Raw genomic sequence first — 17949 nt, 5'->3', positions numbered from 1 at the left:
TATTCGGACAAAACTGCAACATCATAACCGCACCTTATGACTGACCGGAAGCAATATGCTGACAAAATATTTTTTGCATAAAACATCCTTTGCCGACCTGCCGGTCAATGTGGGAAAAGGGACCAAGATCTGGCATTTCTGCCATATCTGCCGGGGGGCCACCATCGGCCAGGATTGCAGTATCGGCCAGAACTGCTATATCTCCGGCCGGGCGGTCATCGGCAACGGCTGCCGGCTGCAGAACAACGTCTCCATCTACGATCTGGTGACCCTGGAGGACCAGGTCTTCTGCGGGCCCTCGGTGGTCTTTACCAACGATCTCAATCCCCGGGCGGCCTACCCCAAGCACGGGAAATGGATCCCCACCCTGGTCAAGAAGGGCGCTTCGCTGGGGGCCAACAGCACCATCCTGTGCGGAATAGTCATCGGAAGGCATGCCATGGTGGCAGCCGGGGCGGTGGTCACCAGGGATGTGCCGGATTACGCCGTGATGGCCGGGGTGCCGGCCCGCCAGATGGGATGGATGTGCGAATGCGGCGGGGCGTTGGATTTCAAAAAGGGCAAAATATCAGTCTGCCCCGATTGCGGACGTAAGTATGTCAACCACGGTAAAAAGATAGGACCGTTGAAATGATAGACCTGAATAATCTCGAACCATCGTTCCTGAAATCAGCTGACCCCTCAGATATGTACGGGGTCATTTGTTCCATGCCCCGGCAGGCCCGGGAAGTGCTGGAGATTGTCGATAAAACTGAAATGTCCTTAACCGGCGATCCCTGCCGCAGCCTGATCATCTGCGGGATGGGGGGGTCGGCCATCGCCGGCGACATCATTTCGGCCTACGGCCAGGACAAGATGGCCATGCCGGTGTGGGTTCAGCGGAATTACGGGCTGCCGGGCTGGGCCGGGACGAATGACCTGGCCGTGATCAGCAGTTATTCCGGCGATACCGAGGAATCCCTCTCCGCCTATCACCAGGCCCAAAAGAAAGGTCTTCGGATAATGGCCATCACTTCCGGTGGAAAGTTAAAATCATTATGTCAGCAAAATAACAATCCCTGCCTGATCATCCCCGGCGGACTGCCGCCGCGGGGAGCCTTGGGATATTCGTTCTTCGGGCTTTGGGGGATGCTGACCAAACTCGGTCTGATCAAGGCTTCCCGTTCCGAGGCGGTGGAAGCGGTCTCCCTGCTGGATACTTTGGCTGCGGAGTTTGCCCTGGAAAATCCGGCTCCCAAAAACCAGGCCAAAGAGCTGGCCCTGAAACTCCAAAACTACCTGACGGTGATCTATTCCTCGGTGGACAGCCTGTGGCCGGTGGCCCGGCGCTGGACCAACCAGATCAACGAAAATTCCAAGATGCTTTCCTATTGCGCATTTTTCCCCGAACTCTGCCACAACGAGATCGTAGGCTGGCAGGAGCTTCCCCAGATCCGCCAAAGCACCAAAATCGTGATGTTGTCGGACCGGGAAGATCATAAATCCAACGAGCTCCGGGCCGGTATCATCTCGGATATCTTAAAGACCGAGGCGGCCGGGATAATCAAGCTAGAAACCCGGGGGCAGTCGCTTCTGGCAAGACTGTTCTCGGCTATTTTCCTGGGCGACATGACCAGCTACTACCTGGCGCTTCTGGACCAGGCTGATCCCACTCCGGTGGAGAGGATAAAATTCCTCAAAAGCAAACTGGGGGGAGGAAAATGAAAGCCATCATCCCGGTAGCAGGGGCCGGTACGCGTCTAAGGCCCCACACTCACAGCACGCCCAAGGTGCTGATCCCGGTGGCAGGAAAGCCCATTATCGGTCATATCCTGAGCCAGCTGCAGGGCCTGCCCATCGACGAGGTGATTCTGGTCATCGGCCATATGGGCGACAAAATTAGGGAGTACGTCGAAGGCAATTTCAAGTTCAAAACCACCTTCGTCACCCAGGAAAAGGCCAAGGGATTGGCCGACGCCATCTATCTCACCAAGCAGACGGTGGGAGACGATGACGCCATCATCATCCTGGGGGACACCATATTCAAGACCAGCTTTAAAGACGTCATTTCCAAGCCCAATTCCCAGATCGGAGTGAAGCAGGTGGCCGACCCCAGGCGGTTCGGGGTGGTGGAGCTGGACGGCAAAAAAATATCCAGGCTGGTGGAGAAACCTGAACATCCCAAGACCAATCTGGCCATAGTGGGGATTTACCTGATCAGAAAAATGCCCCGGTTGTACGCCGCCATCGACCAGCTGTACCAGAAAAAGATCAAAACCAAGGGGGAATACCAGCTGACCGACGCCCTGCAGTTGATGCTGGAACAGGGCGAGACCATGGAATCCTTTACCGTGGATGGCTGGTACGACTGCGGCAAACCGGAGACGTTGCTTTCGACCAACCGTCAGCTGCTGGAGATGAGTTCGCTCCATCCCACCCCCCGGCCGGGTGTGGTGATCAACCCGCCGGTCTATATCGACCCCGGCGCCAAGCTGGAACACTGCATCATCGGGCCCTATGTTTCCATCGCCGCCGGCAGTCACATAAAAAATTCCATAATATCCAATACCATCATCGGCGGCAACGTCCAAATCGAGACCATGATGCTCCAGAATTCGTTGTTGGGTGACAACGCTACGATCCGGGGCAAACAACGCCGGCTTAACTTGGGGGATGGCTCGGAAATTGACCTGACTTAAATGGAAATGTTATAAATAAACCATTCACTTTAGGAGAAAATCAATGGTAGAAAGAGTCCTGTACAGTTCGGAGTCGGTGACCGAGGGCCATCCCGACAAGGTCTGCGACCAGATATCGGACGCCATTCTGGACGCCATTCTGGAGCAGGATCCCAACGGCCGGGTGGCCTGCGAGACCCTGGTAACCACCGGGCTGGTAGTAGTGGTCGGAGAGATATCCACCAACTGCTATATTCCCTTTCCCAAGATCGTGCGGGAGACCATCAAAGATATCGGTTATACCGACGCCAAGACCGGTTTCGATTACGAATCCTGCGCCGTGGTGACCTCCATCCAGGAGCAGTCCGGCGACATCGCCATGGGGGTGGATGTGGGCGGAGCCGGTGACCAGGGGATGATGTTCGGATACGCCTGCAACGACACTCCGGAACTGATGCCCATGCCCATCCAACTGGCCCATCAGCTGACCCGGCGGCTTTCCGAGGTCCGCAAGAAGGGGACCCTGGATTACCTCCGCCCCGACGGCAAGTCCCAGGTGACGGTGGAATACGACAACGGCAAACCCAAGCGGGTTGACACCATTGTGATCTCCGCCCAGCATAATCCCGAGGTCAAGGAGGATAGGGTCAAGCGGGATATCATCAAGCATGTGATCAACCGGGTTGTCAATGCCAAGCTGATGGACGACAAGACCAAGATCCTGGTCAACCCCACCGGGCGCTTCGTGATCGGCGGGCCCCAGGGCGATTCCGGCCTGACCGGGCGCAAGATCATCGTGGACACCTACGGCGGGCTGGGCCGGCACGGCGGCGGCTGCTTCTCGGGCAAGGACCCCTCCAAAGTGGACCGGAGCGCAGCCTATGCCGCCCGGTACATCGCCAAGAATGTGGTGGCGGCCGGACTGGCCGATCGCTGTGAGATACAACTGGCTTATGCCATTGGAGTGGCCGAGCCGGTCTCCATTGCGGTTGACACTTATGGCACCGGCAAGGTGGATAGCGGCAAGATCACCAAGATCATCCGTCAGCACTTTGATCTGACTCCCCATGGCATCATCTCTATGCTTAACCTGAAACGGCCCGTCTACCGCCGGACCGCGGCCTACGGCCACTTTGGACGCGAGGAGGAAGGCTTTACCTGGGAAAAGACAGACATGGCCGCCAAGCTTAGGGCAGCGGCTAAAAAGTAAGTGATCATTCAGCCACAAAGTCACTAAGATACAATTCCATTTTTAATTTTGTGACTCCGTGCCTTAGTGGCGCTGAATAGTTCTAAAAATAAAGGAGAAAGAAAGAATGAACTACGATATCAAGGATATCAAACTGGCTGCCCAGGGCAGGAACAAGATCGAATGGGCCGAGAAATCAATGCCGGTGCTGCGGATCATCCGCCAGCGCTTTGAAAAAGAGAAGACCCTCAAAGGCGTCAAGCTCTCGGCCTGCCTGCACGTCACGGCCGAGACCGCCAATCTGATGCGGACCCTTAAGGCCGGCGGAGCCGAGCTCAGATTGTGCGCCTCCAACCCGCTTTCCACCCAGGATGAGGTCGCAGCCTCCCTGGTCAAGGACTTCGGCGTCCAGGTGTTCGCGGTCAAGGGCGAGAACAAGGAGACCTACTACCGCCACCTGAACCAGTCGCTGGACCAGCGGCCCAACATTACCATGGATGACGGGGCCGACCTGGTCTCCGAACTGCACTCCAAGCGGAGCGATCTTTTAAAGAACATCATCGGCGGGACCGAGGAGACCACCACCGGTGTCATCCGCCTGCGGAGCATGGAAAAGGCCGGGACCCTTGCCTTTCCGGTGATCGCGGTCAACGATTCCCAGACCAAGCACATGTTTGACAACCGTTACGGCACCGGGCAGAGCACTTTGGACGGCGTCCTGCGGGCCACCAACTTCCTGCTGGCCGGCTCCACCGTGGTGGTGGCCGGTTACGGCTGGTGCGGGCGGGGCCTGGCCATGCGGGGCAAGGGAATGGGCGCCAACGTCATCGTCACCGAGATCGACAACGTCAAGGCCTTGGAGGCCCTGATGGACGGATTCAATGTGATGCCCATGGCCCAGGCCGCCAAAGCGGGGGACGTCTTCATCACCGTCACCGGCGACATCAACGTCATTAGGCCAGAGCATTTCAAGGCCATGAAGGACGGCGCCATCGTCTGCAATTCCGGGCACTTTAACGTGGAGCTGGATCTGGCCGGATTGCGCAAGGTGGCCAAGGCCAAGCGCGAGGTCAGGCCGCTGGTGGAGGAATACACCATGCCTTCGGGCCGCCACGTCATCATCCTGGCCGAGGGCCGGCTGATAAACCTGGCCACCGCCGAGGGACACCCGGCCAGCGTGATGGACATGAGCTTTGCCAACCAGTCCCTGGCCGCCGAGACCCTGGCCAAAAAAGGCCGGACCATGCTAAAGAAGGTCTATTCGCTGCCCCCTGAAATGGACCAGCAGATAGCCAGTTTAAAACTGAAGGCCATGGGGGTCAAGGTCGATATCCTGACCCCGGAACAGAAGAAATACCTGGCATCATGGGAGATGGGAACCTAGGTTACAGTTTAAGGCTTAAATATAAAATGGGCCAGGCTGTATCCTAATGAATACAGTCTGGCCCGATGAAAACAAAACTAAGAGGAAACACTAACGGCCGTTTAAGTCAGTTTCTTCCGGCAAAAACCAAATATCCTTTATCCCCTTTTTGCTTTAGATAAACAGCGTTAAGGGGCGGTGGATATTTTGTTTTGATCCGGGGATCTGAGGAAGACGGTCTTTTTTTATTTGGGAGCCCGGTAAAGGATGTACAAGCCCAGCGCTCCGAATAGCAGATTGGGAAGCCAGGCCGCCACCGTGGGCGGCAGGGAAGCATTATGGCCCAGGGCCCGGCCGGTCTGCAATATCCCCCAAAATACAAAGCAGACCAGCAGCGAAAGGGAAAAACTAAGGGTGGCCCCGCTTTTGCGGGAATTGGATAGGATGGGAAGCCCGAACAGCAGAATGATGAAGTTGGCGAAGGGGAATGAAAGCTTGAAGTAGAGGTCCACCACATAGCGGTGGGCATCCCCGCCTGAGCGCTGCAGGGCATCTATATACCTGGATAATTGGGCAAAGTTCATCTCGTCCGGCAGCAGCACCCTTTTGGTGAATGATTCCGGGGTCTCGGCAAACCCGGTTAAAGCCAGGAACTGGAGGCTGTCCTCCAGCATCTGGTCGTTGATGAACTGGCGCCTGATGATGGGCGTTCCTTTGATTCCCTGAAGCTCCCAGTGGTCGTTGACCCATAACCCTCTGGGGGCGTCCACCCGCACCGCCAGCCGGTTCAGGGTGTCCATCTGCCAGATCACCACCGAGTCCATGGAGGCTTTGGGAACATCGTATCTTTTAATGAAATAAAATCTGCCGCCGGTTCCGGCATAATAAAGATCATTGCGGATAGTTTCAAAATGCAGGCTGCGCTTGCGGATGTCCTGGCGCTCCAAATTTCCCCGTTTTTGGTTGGTGAAAGGGACCACGGTTTCCCCAAATCCCAGCACCAGCAAGCTTACCAAAAGGCCCAGCATTAAAAGCGGCATGAATACGCGATTGAGGCTGATGCCGGATGATTTAAGGGCCACAATCTCGTAATGCCGGGACATCTGGCTGATGGTTCCCATGCTGGCCAAAAGCATGGCCACCGGTAGGGTCAACACCAGAATGTAGGGAATCTGATACAAATAATAAAGGGCCACCATCCAAAGCTTGGCTTTGGCGTCGATGAAAATGTCCAGCTTTTCAAAGACATCCACCAGGATGAAGAGCAGTACAAAGGAAACCAAGGCCAGCAGCATGGTTTTGAGGAATTCCCGGATCAGATAGCGGTCTATGATCTTCATTTTGCCTTTTTGGTGATCAGTTTGCGAAGGTCAATTTCAGAATTCTGCCACAAAAGCAGCAGGACTCCGCAGGTTCCCAAAGCAATGTTGGCCACCCACATGGCCAGCCAGGGAGACACTATCTGGCGGTCGGCCAGTTCTTCGCCGCCCACCAAAGCCAGGTAATAGAGCACAAAAAATCCTAGTGCCATGCCGATACTGGCGCCCATGGAACCCTTTCTGGTCATCGATCCCAGTGGCACTCCTAATAATACGAAGACCAGGCAGGCAAATGGAATGGCGAGCTTCTTTTGAATTTCCACCTGATAACGTCGGATGTCGCTGGTCTTATTGTGGATGTCCTGCTTGAACTGTTCTTTCTGCCAGGCCGAGAGCCGGGCAGAATCAGCCAGCTGGGTTCTTACCGGGGCGATGGTCTGTTCTATCTGAGTGATCTGTCCCTGCATCATTCTGGAGGTCATCTCCCGGTCTCCCCGCTGGGCCTGCACCGTCTGAACCGTGGCCGGGTCCAGGGGCAGGTTGATGACGTGGGTGTTGAAATCCATTTTATGGTAGGTCCGGGGATCCTTGACGTCGGCTTCGTGGATCTGGCCCCGCCACAGCTCCAGCCGCAGAACATTCTGCCTGGTCATCATGGTCAGCTGTCCCTCGTCTGCGATAATGGTCCGGGGGTAGCCGTTGGGAATGCTTTCGTATATGGTGACCTTGTGCAGGCGGGAACTGCCGGCATCCACTTTGCCCACCAGGATATTATAGCCGGTAAAATCGGAAACGAATGTGTTCTCCTTCAGCCGCAGGGCCGGTTTGGCGGAGGAGATGGCCATAAAGGTGTTTTTCAGAGAGTGGTTGGCCTCGGGCAGTATCCGGTCGGTGAAAAAATACAGGCCTAGGGTCAAAGCCATCCCGGCCAGGACCGGGGCCACCAGCAGCCGGGACAGCGGCAGTCCGGCGGATTTAAGCGCGGTCAGTTCATTGTCGCCGGAGATGCGGCCGAAGGTCATCAACACCGCCACCAGCACCGCCATGGGCACGGTCAGAGCCAGAATCGAGGGCAGGCTTAAGGCAAAGATCTTCAGCACCAACAGCCCGGCCACCCGTTTGCCGATCAAAAGGTCGATCAGCTCAAACAGTTTGTCCATCAGCAGGATGAAGGTGGTGACTGCCAGCGCAAAGAAAAAGGGGGCCAGGTGCTCCCTTAAAAGATAGCGGTCCATTATTTTCATGGGCTTAATATTAACCTGTAATTCTCAAAAATGCAAGGATTTTCTACATTCCGGCGGAAAGGCTGGAAACCAATTAGACAGGATTAACATGATTTACCATACTAACTAGTGACTGCCTGGTGAACCATGAAACAATATTTTTCACGTTTTTTTAAAGATGACTGTTGAAACCATTTTTCATAAATAAGATCGTAAAGTTCAGCCTGTCACTTTTCCTGGCAACACTGGCCGGTGCAGGCATGGCTATAGCCCAGGAGCAGGGTTCTCTTGATTCGCTGGCTTCGGGGTTTATCGGACAGCAGGCCAGGGATCAGAACATTTCGGTCAAGGACAGCCTGGATCTGAATCTTAACGCTATGCTGGAACTGGAAATGTACAGGGACTTTCCCCTTTTCCAGAAATTCAATACCTTGGAAGGTTTTGGGCTGAAGCGCCGCCAGGCCGGGTTGTCAACCTTATGGCGGCAGAACAATGCTGACTTTTTGGCCAAGGCGGCCGCCGATCGCTCAGGCGAAGGATTGATCCCGGACATCAAAGTACCGTTGCCTGGAATCGGCAAGATACTGGGCTCCGGGGCCCAGATAAAGATCAGCGGCAGCGAAAAGATCACCATAGGCGGCCAGCAGACCAATAACTACGGCAGGGAAAAAACCACCGAGGTTGCCGGGAATACAGGCAGTTTTGCCCTGAAAATAAAGCAGGAACAACAAGTGAATCTGGAGGGCATCATCGGGGAACGGCTGCACGTTCTGATCGACTGGAATAGCGAAGCATTGACCGACAAAAAAAGCAAGATCCGCCTCTATTACGAAGGCAAGGAGGATGAGATATTACAAAGGCTGGAGGCCGGTGACACCGAGTTCAGCCTGGCGGGATCATCGCTCATCGGCGGCTTAAGCACCCAGCACAAGGGGCTGTTCGGCATCAAGGGGGTGGCCAAGCTGGGCGGCCTGGAACTGACCGCCATTGCCAGCAAGGACGAGGGGCAGGGCGAGACCAAGAAATTTGTGGGCCAAAGCCAGCAGAAGGAGAACAAGCTTTACGACAAGGATTTCATAGCCCATCGTTTTTTCTGGATACCGGTGGCGGACACCAACGATCCCATAACCGACATGAGAGTTTATGTGAATTCACAGACTCAAACACAAACCGGCACAAAAAAAGTCTTTGGGCTGAACCGCAGCTGGCTTGATTTTAACGTAATGGATTCCGTTGCCTTCACAAGAAGTTACGTAGCGGTGGAAAAGAAATTGATTGAGGAGTTCAAATATGAACGATTAGGCGGAGGCAATGGTTATCTATTGACCTTGGCATATGGTCTTCAGACCACCGATGCGCTGTTGGTGGCATATAAAACCCAGAACGGGCAATATTATCCAGACCAGACCGTCTTCGATACCACCAGCCTGCCAAATGTTGCCGTAATCAAACCCGAAAATTGCCGCCCCGCGGACAGTTTGTCGCGAGACGGGTATGCCTGGAACTATGAGTTCAGGAACTTTTATAACATAGGTTCCAATGACATTGTGGAAAGCAGCCTTAAGATCGATGTTAAGAAAATATCCAGTTCGGGGTCTGATGTCCAGTCCCGGGATTCAGCCAGCGGAAGATTGTTCACGGATCTGATGAGTCTGACCGACTCCAACGGAGTGATTGAATTTGAGAAATTTGGCAGCATATCCGAGGGATATTTTTCCTTTGATCTGATGCCCCGTCCCCACTGGACCCGCCCCTTTGATGATCCGGTCCTTCCTGTACGTAATCCAGCCATTTACGACAGTTCCAATCTTGAGAGGGTCACTCCCCAATACCAGATAGTGATCAGCTATCTTACCAAGCAGGCGATTTATAATTTGGATGTTGCCGGTCAGTTGATAGAAGGAAGCGTCCAGGTAAGCATCGGAGGGGAGAATGTGCCTTCAAGCCAGTATACGGTGGATTATGAGACTGGCACCGTCACCTTTGCCGAGGCCTACCGGGAAAAGGTGATTCAGGCCGGAACCAGCCTCAACATCAGCTATCAATTCATGCCTTGGGCCTCATTCGGCACCAAGACACTAGCCGGGATGCGCGGTATTTATAAACTTGGCGAACATGCTCAACTGGGAGGGACTTGGCTTTACCGCAGCGAGCAAAGCCTTGAGACCAAGCCCCGGTTGGGCGAGGAGCCCAAAACGATGATAGTAGCCGGCCTGGACGGATATTACAAGACCAGTCCAGGGTTCTTGACGGCGTTGGCCAATTACCTGCCAGGGGTGGAAACAGAGGCTGCCTCAAATTTTGAGGTTTCCGGTGAGGCTGCGGCCAACTTTCCCAATCCCAATACCAAGGGCGAAGTTTATCTGGACGATATGGACGGCACCAAGCTGACCGACGGCCTGAATCTATATCGCCAGGGCTGGGTTCATTCCGGCCTCCCCGACTCCAGCTTTCACAAGACCAGGGAACAATTTGCCGCCAGGGCATTCTGGTATAATCCCACCGCCAAGGTGACCCAGGGAGAGATCAACCCGGCCATCACCGATTCTACCCTGCGAAAAGACCCCGTGACCACTCTTAAAATCTATCATCAGCCGGATATTGCCGCCGGCGATAGTTCCTGGTCTGGTGTAACCCAGCTATTAAGCAGGAACGGGATGGACCTGAGCCAGAGCAAACTGCTTAACGTCTGGGTCAGGACCAAAGACAATATTGCGGTCCGACTGCACATAGACTTCGGAGAGGAGATGGACATGGACCAGGTAAGGCGGGATGCCTGGGGTTATATCAAAGGCCGGCCAGGAATTGTGGATGCTGAATCTTTGGCACCAGCCGCCCAGCAGATATATACCGGAGACAATGACATCGGTTTAGATATGATAAAAAGAGATGATAACGATCGTGATATCAATTCAGGCGATGACGGGAACGACGATTTTCTTGCCACCGATTCTTCCAAATACAACGGCACCGAAGGCAACGGGATATACGATACCGAAGATCTGAAGCTGTCGGGCAATGGTCCCGGGACCGTCTGGAAACAAACCAACAGTTATTATACCTTTACCTTTAATCTTTCGGACAGCAATGGAGAACCCAATGCTAACAACTGGCGAAAGTTCTCTGTGCCGCTGGATTCGGCTAAAGCTGTCGGTAATCAATCCGGTTGGGGCAATATCTACTATGCCCGGGTCTGGGTGGACAGTTGTGAAGCCGCTTCGGCAGAGGTAGAACTGGCCCTGGTGGAAGTATCGGGCAACCGGTGGCAGGAAAAACCGATCGTCCCGGCGCTGTATCCCATTCCGGTGGACAGCACGGAAGAATTCAACATAACTGTTAAAAACAACAAGGACGATGCCGACTACCTTCCGCCGCCCAATACGGTGGAGAACGATGAGAATGGGCATCCCAAATTCGAGCAAAGTCTGGTCTTAAAGCTGGCCAATCTTAAACCCGGACATTTGGCCCTGGCCCAAAGGAACACCAACACCCGGGAAAACAATTATACTGGTTATAAAAAACTCAAGCTCTGGGTAAAAGACAGCCTCGGAGCCGGGCAATACTTGATCCGGTTGGCTTCGAACGCAGACAGCTCCAGCCCTTATTATCAATACACCGGCCAGCTTACCTCCGGTTGGCAGGAACTGACGTTGAACCTGGACGAACTTACCAGCGTGAAAACGCTTGATACTAATTCTTTGGGTCTTAAGACAAAGGGTGCATATACCGTCAAGGGCACACCCAATTTGGCCAATATCGGTGCTTTGTATTTGGGCGTGCTCAATCCGGACACGCTAATCCCATACAGCGGCGAGGTATTGTTTGATAACCTCCGGTTAGATGAAGTGCGGCGGGAACGGGGCACGGCAGTAATCGCCAGCGTAAAGATAGGGATAGCCGACCTGTTTTCCCTCAGCCTGGGGTATGACCGCAGAGACGCATATTGGTACACCATGGGCCAAGCTCCGGCCCTGGCCCAAAGGTTAAGTTACAATCTGGGCGGAAGCCTGCAGCTGGATAAATTCTACCTTAACCGTCTGGGGCTTAAGGTCCCGGTAAGTTTCGGGGCCAGTCTGTCCGAAAGCTATCCCTGGTATGGCGGAGACGACCGCAAGCTGACCGATCAGGAAAGCTCCGAACAAATGGAATGGACCCGGGGCCGGAACATAAAAGTGGATCTTAGTAAAAACCCTTCCCGGTGGTGGTTGACTGATTTTACCATAGACCGGATGTCGGCTTCGCTGGCCTGGAACCGGAGCACTTCCAGCGATAGGTATAATTCTGACAGTTCCACCACCATCAATACCGATCTCAGCTGGGGGTGGACACCCGCAACAAGGAGGAGTCTGGGCCTTGGCGACTGGCTTAAGCTTTATTACCTGCCATCGGGGCTTTCTTTTGCTGTTAACAATAAACGTACCTGGCACTGGAACCTGGACAAGCAGGTCAACGCGGTAAGCACCGCAGGCAGCGGACTGACCAGGGGCGGCAGCGCCCAGCTTTCCTGGCAGGTCGCTGATCCATTAAATTACCGTTTTTCCACTAGCCGCAATCTTTTGCAAAGGACCGGGGCCGGCGAGCTGGCCTGGAAATACGGGCTGGGTGCGGAGGTCTCCCGCTCCCAGACGGTGGATTACCATACCACCCTTACCTGGCTGAAGCTGATCCAGCCAAATTTTAATTACAGCACCACTTATAGCCAGACCAACCAGGCCTATCTGGTCCCCAGCAGGCCAGATTCCGCGTCGCTCCTGAACATTTCAAACGCCAATAATCTTTCGCTGAACGGAAATCTGGAAATAGCCAAGTGGCTGATAAAAATAACTGCACTACGAAACGAATCCAAGGACGATTCCACCGAGGCTGGGACTCCTTTGTGGCTGGTCATTCAGGTAGAAAAGATACTGAAGAAGATCAATCCGCTGGACATAACTATTTCCCAGAGCAAAACCAACAGTTCCTCGGGTCTGTACAGCCGGACAGATGTAATTTACCCCGATATCTATTATCAACTGGGATGGCGGCGAAGGCCGCTTTACTCCGAAAGCTATGCCCCCCTGGCCTCGGACCGGGCCGGCATCACCAACAGCTATTCGGCCAGCACCGGGGCTTCGCTTGGGCAGCTAAGCATCAATGCCGGATGGCAACGCAGCGATTCCTGGACCTGGGAGCCGAACAGCGCCATCTCCCGGCAGGGTACTACCTGGCCTGACCTGAGGGTCAGCCTGAACTCGGTGGAGAAGGCATTGAAAATGATCAAAATGCTGGCCAGTGCCAACCTTAACAGCAACTATTCCAAGCGCGAGGAAATGGCCTTCCAGGCCGGCCGGGACCGGGATACTACCAGCTGGACCATCAACCACAGTTTCAGTCCCCTGATCTCGCTTAATGCCAGATGGAAAAAACAGGTCAGCACCCAGGCTTCCTTTGATTACTCCACTACGGACAGCCGTTTACCGGTGACCTCCGCTGAATTTCCCAGCGGCTGGCAAAAAGCCTATTCCCGAAATATGAAGATCAGCGCTTCAGGGAATTATTCCTTCAGCGCTCCCCAGGGTTTTGTGCTGAAATTGTGGAAGATGGGGAAGAAGAGGTTCAAATTCAAAAGCGATCTTAACCTGGGTCTGCAAGCCAGTTATTCCAATACTATTTCTGCCCCCGCCCTGGACATCGGAGTTGATGTGAAGGATATCCCCGATGAAAAATTCATAAACAATAAAACCGACATATCCATTTCTCCCAATGCCACCTATAATTTCACCCGGAACATAAAGGGGGAGTTAAGCGGTTCGTATACCAGCAGCACAGACGCAAAAATGCCCACCTTGGACAGCGAGTCCTACAGTCTTAACACCACCGTCACCATAACTTTTTAACTGTTATGTTCGGATTCACTCCTGACGAAAAAAAGGCCGTGATCTTCCTGATAGCAGCTTTTGTGACCGGCACAGCCATCCTGGTCTACAAGAAAAGCCATCCCGGTTTTGCCCCCGGATTGAAAAGCATTATTGCCAACCTGCCGGCGCCAGTTGACAGCGGTTCGGCCCAAGGACTTTCATCCGGTTCAGCCACCGGCGATGTGGAAACATCGTACAGGCAAAGCCGGAAATATTTTCCGGCACAAAAGGTGAATATCAATCAAGCATCACAGCAGGCTCTGGAAAAACTTCCAAATGTCGGACCGGCCATGGCCCAAAGGATCATTGACTACAGGGCCGCCAAAGGGGGATTTAAAAAGGCGGATGAATTGGGAAACGTAAAAGGCATTGGCCCAAAGCGGCTGAGCCAACTGATGGAACATGTAACGGTGGAATAGTGAGAGCGGGGATTTATTTTGGTCCCAAACATCTTTAATTTACCGGCTGCTACAGGCCGGTATTTTTATTGGCCAAAATACTTGAAAATTATTGCAAAAAACCCTTTATTTCCGGTTTTAATTATGTTATATTAAATAATTGGTATTGCTTGACAACCCCTTGTCGTCTATGGTATAGTAAATTGTTGCTGGGTTTGTAAAGTGCGTCTTTGTTTTTCTCCTGGCCATTCAACATATATCATGAAGTTCAAAGTGAACATGGTGATCAGCGGGCCAATTGGCACATTAAAATTCCCCTTGTAATAATGACGGAGGTGAAATAGTTTATGGCACTTAAACTGGGAGACATGTTGCTGCAGGCCGGGCTGATCACCAAGGAACAGCTGGAGAAGGCCCTGGTGGAGCAAAAGAGCAGCGGTGACAAACTGGGGGCCTGCCTGATAAAAATGAAATTCATTACCGAGGAAGCCACCACCGACTTTCTTGGCAAGCAGTTCAATGTGCCTACCATCAATCTTTCCAACAAAGAGATCGATCCCCTGGTGCTGAAGCTGATCCCGGCCGATGTAGCCCAGAAGTGCCAGGTGATCCCGGTGGCCCGACAGGGCAGGACCCTGCAGGTGGCCATGTCCAATCCGGCCGACGTCTTCACATTGGAGAATATCCAGTTTTTGACCGGGATGGAGGTAAAACCGCTGGTCTGCGCCGACACCGCCATTGCCCGGGCCCTGGAAAAGCTTTACGCCGGCTCTGCCGGACTTAACGAAGCCATGAAGGCGGTTCAGGAAGAGGAAGGCCAGGTGGAATTTGTGGACAAGGAACAGGAGGATGTGGTCACCCAGGCCGACATGGAAGCGGCCCCGGTGGTCAAACTGGTCAACCAGATGGTCTTTGATGCAGTCAAGCGAGGGGTCTCGGACATCCACATCGAACCTTACGAAAAGGTTTTAAGGGTACGCTTCCGCATTGACGGGGTGCTGCAGGAAGCCATGTCTCCGCCCAAGCGGATTGCGGCCGCGGTGGCCAGCCGCATCAAGGTGCTTTCCCGGCTGAACCTGACCGAGCGCCGCCTGCCACAGGACGGTAGGTTCTCGGTGAAGGCCGGCGACCAGAACGTGGATTTTCGCGTCTCCACCATGCCCATTAAACACGGCGAGAAGATATGTATCCGGATCCTTCGCCAGTCAGGCCTTTCCTCCGATCTGACTAAACTGGGGCTGGAGGGTAAACCGATGGAGAATTTTTTGGCCGCCTCTTCCAAGCCCAATGGGATGATCCTGATCACCGGGCCCACCGGTTCGGGAAAGACCATGACCCTTTATTCGCTGATCAACCGGCTCAATACCCCCAAGGTCAACATCAGCACCGCCGAGGACCCGGTGGAATTCGACATCATGGGCATCAATCAGGTGAACATCCACCCCGAGATCGGGTATACTTTTGCCGTGGCTTTAAAGGCCTTTCTGCGCCAGGACCCCAACATCATCCTGGTGGGGGAGACCCGGGACCGGGAGACCGGCGAAATTGCCATGACCGCGGCTATGACCGGGCATTTGGTGCTTTCCACCCTGCACACCAATGACGCCCCCAGCAGTCTGAACCGTCTTCTGGACATGGAGATCCCGCCCTTCCTGATCGCCGCCACCGTCAATGTCATCGAGGCTCAACGGCTGGTGCGGACCATCTGTCCAAACTGCAAACAGCCGGATCCCAGCATTACGCCGGAACTGATAACCAAACTGGGGGCAGACCCGGCCGAGTTCGAAGGGGTTACCTTCTACAAGGGTGCTGGCTGCATGGACTGCAACCGCACAGGGTTCAAGGGACGGATAGGACTATACGAGATATTGGTGATCAGTCCGGCCATCCGCAAGCTGATCTTGAGCCGGGCCTCCACCGATGAGATCAGGGATATGGCCGTCAAGGAGGGGATGCAGCTGCTGCGTCAGGACGGTTTTAACAAGGTCAGGAAAGGAATAACCACGCTGGAAACTGTGATCGCCAAAACAGTGGCCGATTGATCATTAATGGCGGGATGCAAGAAGCGGCGCTTTCGTGTAGGAAGCTTTGAACATTGGCATGATTTTTCGGACAGGTATGGTTTCTTTCAAAAGACGGTCAACACTATAATATCAGGATATCAGGAAATATGGCGTTAAAAATCGGCGACATGCTTTTAAAGTCCGGGATGATCAGCGCGGAGCAGCTGGATAAGGCTTTAAAAGAACAGCAGTCCACCGGAAGCAAGCTGGGGTCGGTGCTGGCCAAGCTTGGTTACATCACTGAGGATGAGATATTACAGTTCTTGTCCAAGCAGTTCAATGTGCCGGCGGTGAACCTCAACGATTATAATTTTGACAAGGCCATCCTAGGCCTGATCCCGGCCAAACTGGCCCAAAAATACGGGGTGTTACCGCTTAACCGGCTGGGGCGGGTCTTGACTGTGGCCATGATAGAACCCACCAATTTTCACGCCATGGAGGAGATAAAGTTCTCCACCGGGTTCGAGGTCCATCCGGCCTTGGCTCTGGAATCTGCCATCTGGACCGCCATCGACAAGAATTACGGCGCCTCCGGGATGCTGGAGGAAGTGATGCAATCCATGGAAGAGACGACCGAGGGCGAAGAGGGCGGCCTGGAGGTGCTGGAGGAGGAGAAGGACGACGGGGGCGACGCCATGTCCGAGATGACGGCGGCCATCGAAAATTCCCCGGCCGCCAAACTGATCAATGCCCTGATCGCCGAAGGCGTCAAGCGCCACGCCACCGACATTCACCTGGAGCCTTACGAAAAGGACATGCGGGTGAGGATGTCAGTGGATGGTGTGCTGCACGAAGTGATGCAGCCGCCACTTAAGATGAAATCATCGCTGGTGGCCAGGATCAAGATCATCTCCAAACTTAAGGTGGAGGAGAAGCGGATGCCCCAGGACGGCCGTCTCCGGCTTAATGTCATGGACCGGCCCATTGATCTTCGGGTATCCATCATCCCTTCGGCCTTCGGGGAAAAGGTGGCCATGCGTATTCTGGACCGGAGCACCGTTACCTTTGATTTGAACCTGTTGGGATTTGAGCCCGGGCCCCTGAAACATCTTTTAAAGGCGGTCCACACCCCGTTCGGGATCGCCTTGGTTACCGGTCCCACCGGCTGCGGCAAGACCACCACCCTCTACGGGGCCTTGCAGGAGGTCAACAAGCCCGATGTCAACATCATGACGGCCGAGGAACCGGTGGAATACAGCCTGATGGGCATCAACCAGGTGGCGGTGCACGAGGACGGAGGCACCACCTTTGCCGCCGCCCTGAAGGCTTTTTTGCGGCAGGATCCCAACATCATCATGGTGGGTGAGATCCGGGACAAGGAGACAGCCGAGATAGCCATCAGGGCATCTCTGACAGGGCATATGGTGCTTTCCACCGTTCACACCAATAGTGCCTGTCTGACCATCACCCGTCTGGTGGACATGGGGGTGGAGCCCTTCATGATATCATCCTCGCTGCTGGTGGTGGAGTCCCAGCGGCTGGTGCGCAAGGTCTGCCAGAATTGCAAAGAGCCGTATCAGCCCGATCAAAGGTTGCTTGAGGAATTCGCTCATTCCAAGATTGACTTTTCCAAAGCCAATTTCGTCAAGGGCCGGGGCTGTTCCGAGTGCCGGAACTCCGGCTACAAGGGCCGGTTGGCCCTGGCAGAGATACTGCCCATCACCCCGGCCATCCGTGAATTGATCATGCGCCGGGCCACTAGCGCCGAGATAGAGGCCAAGGCCATAGAGGAGGGCATGCCTACCCTGAGAATGGACGGCATCACCAAGATGATGAACGGGATGACGACCATCGACGAGGTAATGAAGGAAACCGTGGCTGCCGACTAATCCCGGGAAGA

At 54.2% G+C, this 17949-nt stretch carries 11 protein-coding genes; 9 read left to right on the top strand and 2 right to left on the bottom strand.

The window, feature by feature from the left end; all coding sequences use genetic code 11:
• Window positions 1-55 precede the first annotated feature (55 nt).
• The 5 genes from HZA73_10085 to HZA73_10065 all read left to right on the top strand — a co-directional run bounded on the left by HZA73_10085 (window position 56) and on the right by HZA73_10065 (window position 5230).
• Entirely contained in the window at window positions 56-634 is a 579-nt protein-coding gene (locus HZA73_10085; protein ID MBI5806381.1) for an N-acetyltransferase, read from the top strand.
• Window positions 631-1704: a bifunctional phosphoglucose/phosphomannose isomerase gene (locus HZA73_10080; GenBank protein MBI5806380.1), complete on the top strand. Its 1074-nt coding sequence runs from the start codon at window positions 631-633 to the stop codon at window positions 1702-1704. The genes HZA73_10085 and HZA73_10080 overlap by 4 nt, the downstream gene beginning before the upstream one ends.
• Window positions 1701-2678, top strand: a complete 978-nt coding sequence (locus HZA73_10075; GenBank protein MBI5806379.1) for an NTP transferase domain-containing protein — start codon at window positions 1701-1703, stop codon at window positions 2676-2678. Before HZA73_10080 ends, HZA73_10075 begins: the two co-directional genes overlap by 4 nt.
• A gap of 43 nt (window positions 2679-2721) precedes the next feature.
• A complete protein-coding gene (locus HZA73_10070; GenBank protein ID MBI5806378.1) occupies window positions 2722-3867 on the top strand; it encodes a methionine adenosyltransferase in 1146 nt (381 codons plus the stop codon).
• A 106-nt stretch (window positions 3868-3973) separates the two neighbouring features.
• The gene (locus HZA73_10065; GenBank protein ID MBI5806377.1) at window positions 3974-5230 is read left to right on the top strand and encodes an adenosylhomocysteinase; all 1257 of its coding nucleotides are present in this window, start codon (window positions 3974-3976) and stop codon (window positions 5228-5230) included.
• Between the two features lie 224 nt (window positions 5231-5454).
• On the opposite strand, the gene lptG is transcribed toward HZA73_10065, so the two are convergent.
• Together lptG and HZA73_10055 are read right to left on the bottom strand one after the other, a co-directional pair.
• On the bottom strand, window positions 5455-6549 hold the full coding sequence (gene lptG / locus HZA73_10060; protein MBI5806376.1) for an LPS export ABC transporter permease LptG: 1095 nt from the start codon (window positions 6547-6549) through the stop codon (window positions 5455-5457).
• Complete coding sequence (locus tag HZA73_10055; protein MBI5806375.1) at window positions 6546-7772, bottom strand: LptF/LptG family permease; 1227 nt, start codon at window positions 7770-7772, stop codon at window positions 6546-6548. Before HZA73_10055 ends, lptG begins: the two co-directional genes overlap by 4 nt.
• Before the next feature lie 164 nt (window positions 7773-7936).
• On the opposite strand from HZA73_10055, the gene HZA73_10050 reads away from it, so the two are divergent.
• The 4 genes from HZA73_10050 (at window position 7937) to tadA (ending at window position 17938) form a co-directional block, all read left to right on the top strand.
• Complete coding sequence (locus tag HZA73_10050) at window positions 7937-13627, top strand: hypothetical protein (GenBank protein MBI5806374.1); 5691 nt, start codon at window positions 7937-7939, stop codon at window positions 13625-13627.
• Window positions 13628-13632: 5 nt separating this feature from the next.
• Complete coding sequence (locus tag HZA73_10045) at window positions 13633-14067, top strand: ComEA family DNA-binding protein (protein MBI5806373.1); 435 nt, start codon at window positions 13633-13635, stop codon at window positions 14065-14067.
• Between the two features lie 326 nt (window positions 14068-14393).
• Window positions 14394-16088 (top strand): type IV-A pilus assembly ATPase PilB, encoded by a 1695-nt coding sequence (gene pilB / locus HZA73_10040; protein ID MBI5806372.1) that lies wholly within the window; start codon window positions 14394-14396, stop codon window positions 16086-16088.
• 128 nt (window positions 16089-16216) lie between these two features.
• Window positions 16217-17938 (top strand): Flp pilus assembly complex ATPase component TadA, encoded by a 1722-nt coding sequence (gene tadA, locus HZA73_10035; protein ID MBI5806371.1) that lies wholly within the window; start codon window positions 16217-16219, stop codon window positions 17936-17938.
• Window positions 17939-17949: the final 11 nt, after the last annotated feature.

This window comes from candidate division TA06 bacterium (assembly GCA_016235665.1).
Lineage (GTDB): Bacteria > Edwardsbacteria > AC1 > AC1 > EtOH8 > UBA5202.
Note: the sequence above shows the minus strand (reverse complement) of the source record. Positions and strands in the feature narration are given on the sequence as shown.

Bases quoted from the DNA above. Each gene is read 5' to 3' on its own strand.
- HZA73_10045 (MBI5806373.1), top strand. From the start codon at position 13,633: ATGTTCGGATTCACTCCTGACGAAAAAAAGGCCGTGATCTTCCTGATA.
- HZA73_10065 (MBI5806377.1), top strand. From the start codon at position 3,974: ATGAACTACGATATCAAGGATATCAAACTGGCTGCCCAGGGCAGGAAC.
- HZA73_10055 (MBI5806375.1), bottom strand. From the start codon at position 7,772: ATGAAAATAATGGACCGCTATCTTTTAAGGGAGCACCTGGCCCCCTTT.
- HZA73_10070 (MBI5806378.1), top strand. From the start codon at position 2,722: ATGGTAGAAAGAGTCCTGTACAGTTCGGAGTCGGTGACCGAGGGCCAT.
- HZA73_10080 (MBI5806380.1), top strand. From the start codon at position 631: ATGATAGACCTGAATAATCTCGAACCATCGTTCCTGAAATCAGCTGAC.
- tadA (MBI5806371.1), top strand. From the start codon at position 16,217: ATGGCGTTAAAAATCGGCGACATGCTTTTAAAGTCCGGGATGATCAGC.
- HZA73_10075 (MBI5806379.1), top strand. From the start codon at position 1,701: ATGAAAGCCATCATCCCGGTAGCAGGGGCCGGTACGCGTCTAAGGCCC.
- pilB (MBI5806372.1), top strand. From the start codon at position 14,394: ATGGCACTTAAACTGGGAGACATGTTGCTGCAGGCCGGGCTGATCACC.
- lptG (MBI5806376.1), bottom strand. From the start codon at position 6,549: ATGAAGATCATAGACCGCTATCTGATCCGGGAATTCCTCAAAACCATG.
- HZA73_10085 (MBI5806381.1), top strand. From the start codon at position 56: ATGCTGACAAAATATTTTTTGCATAAAACATCCTTTGCCGACCTGCCG.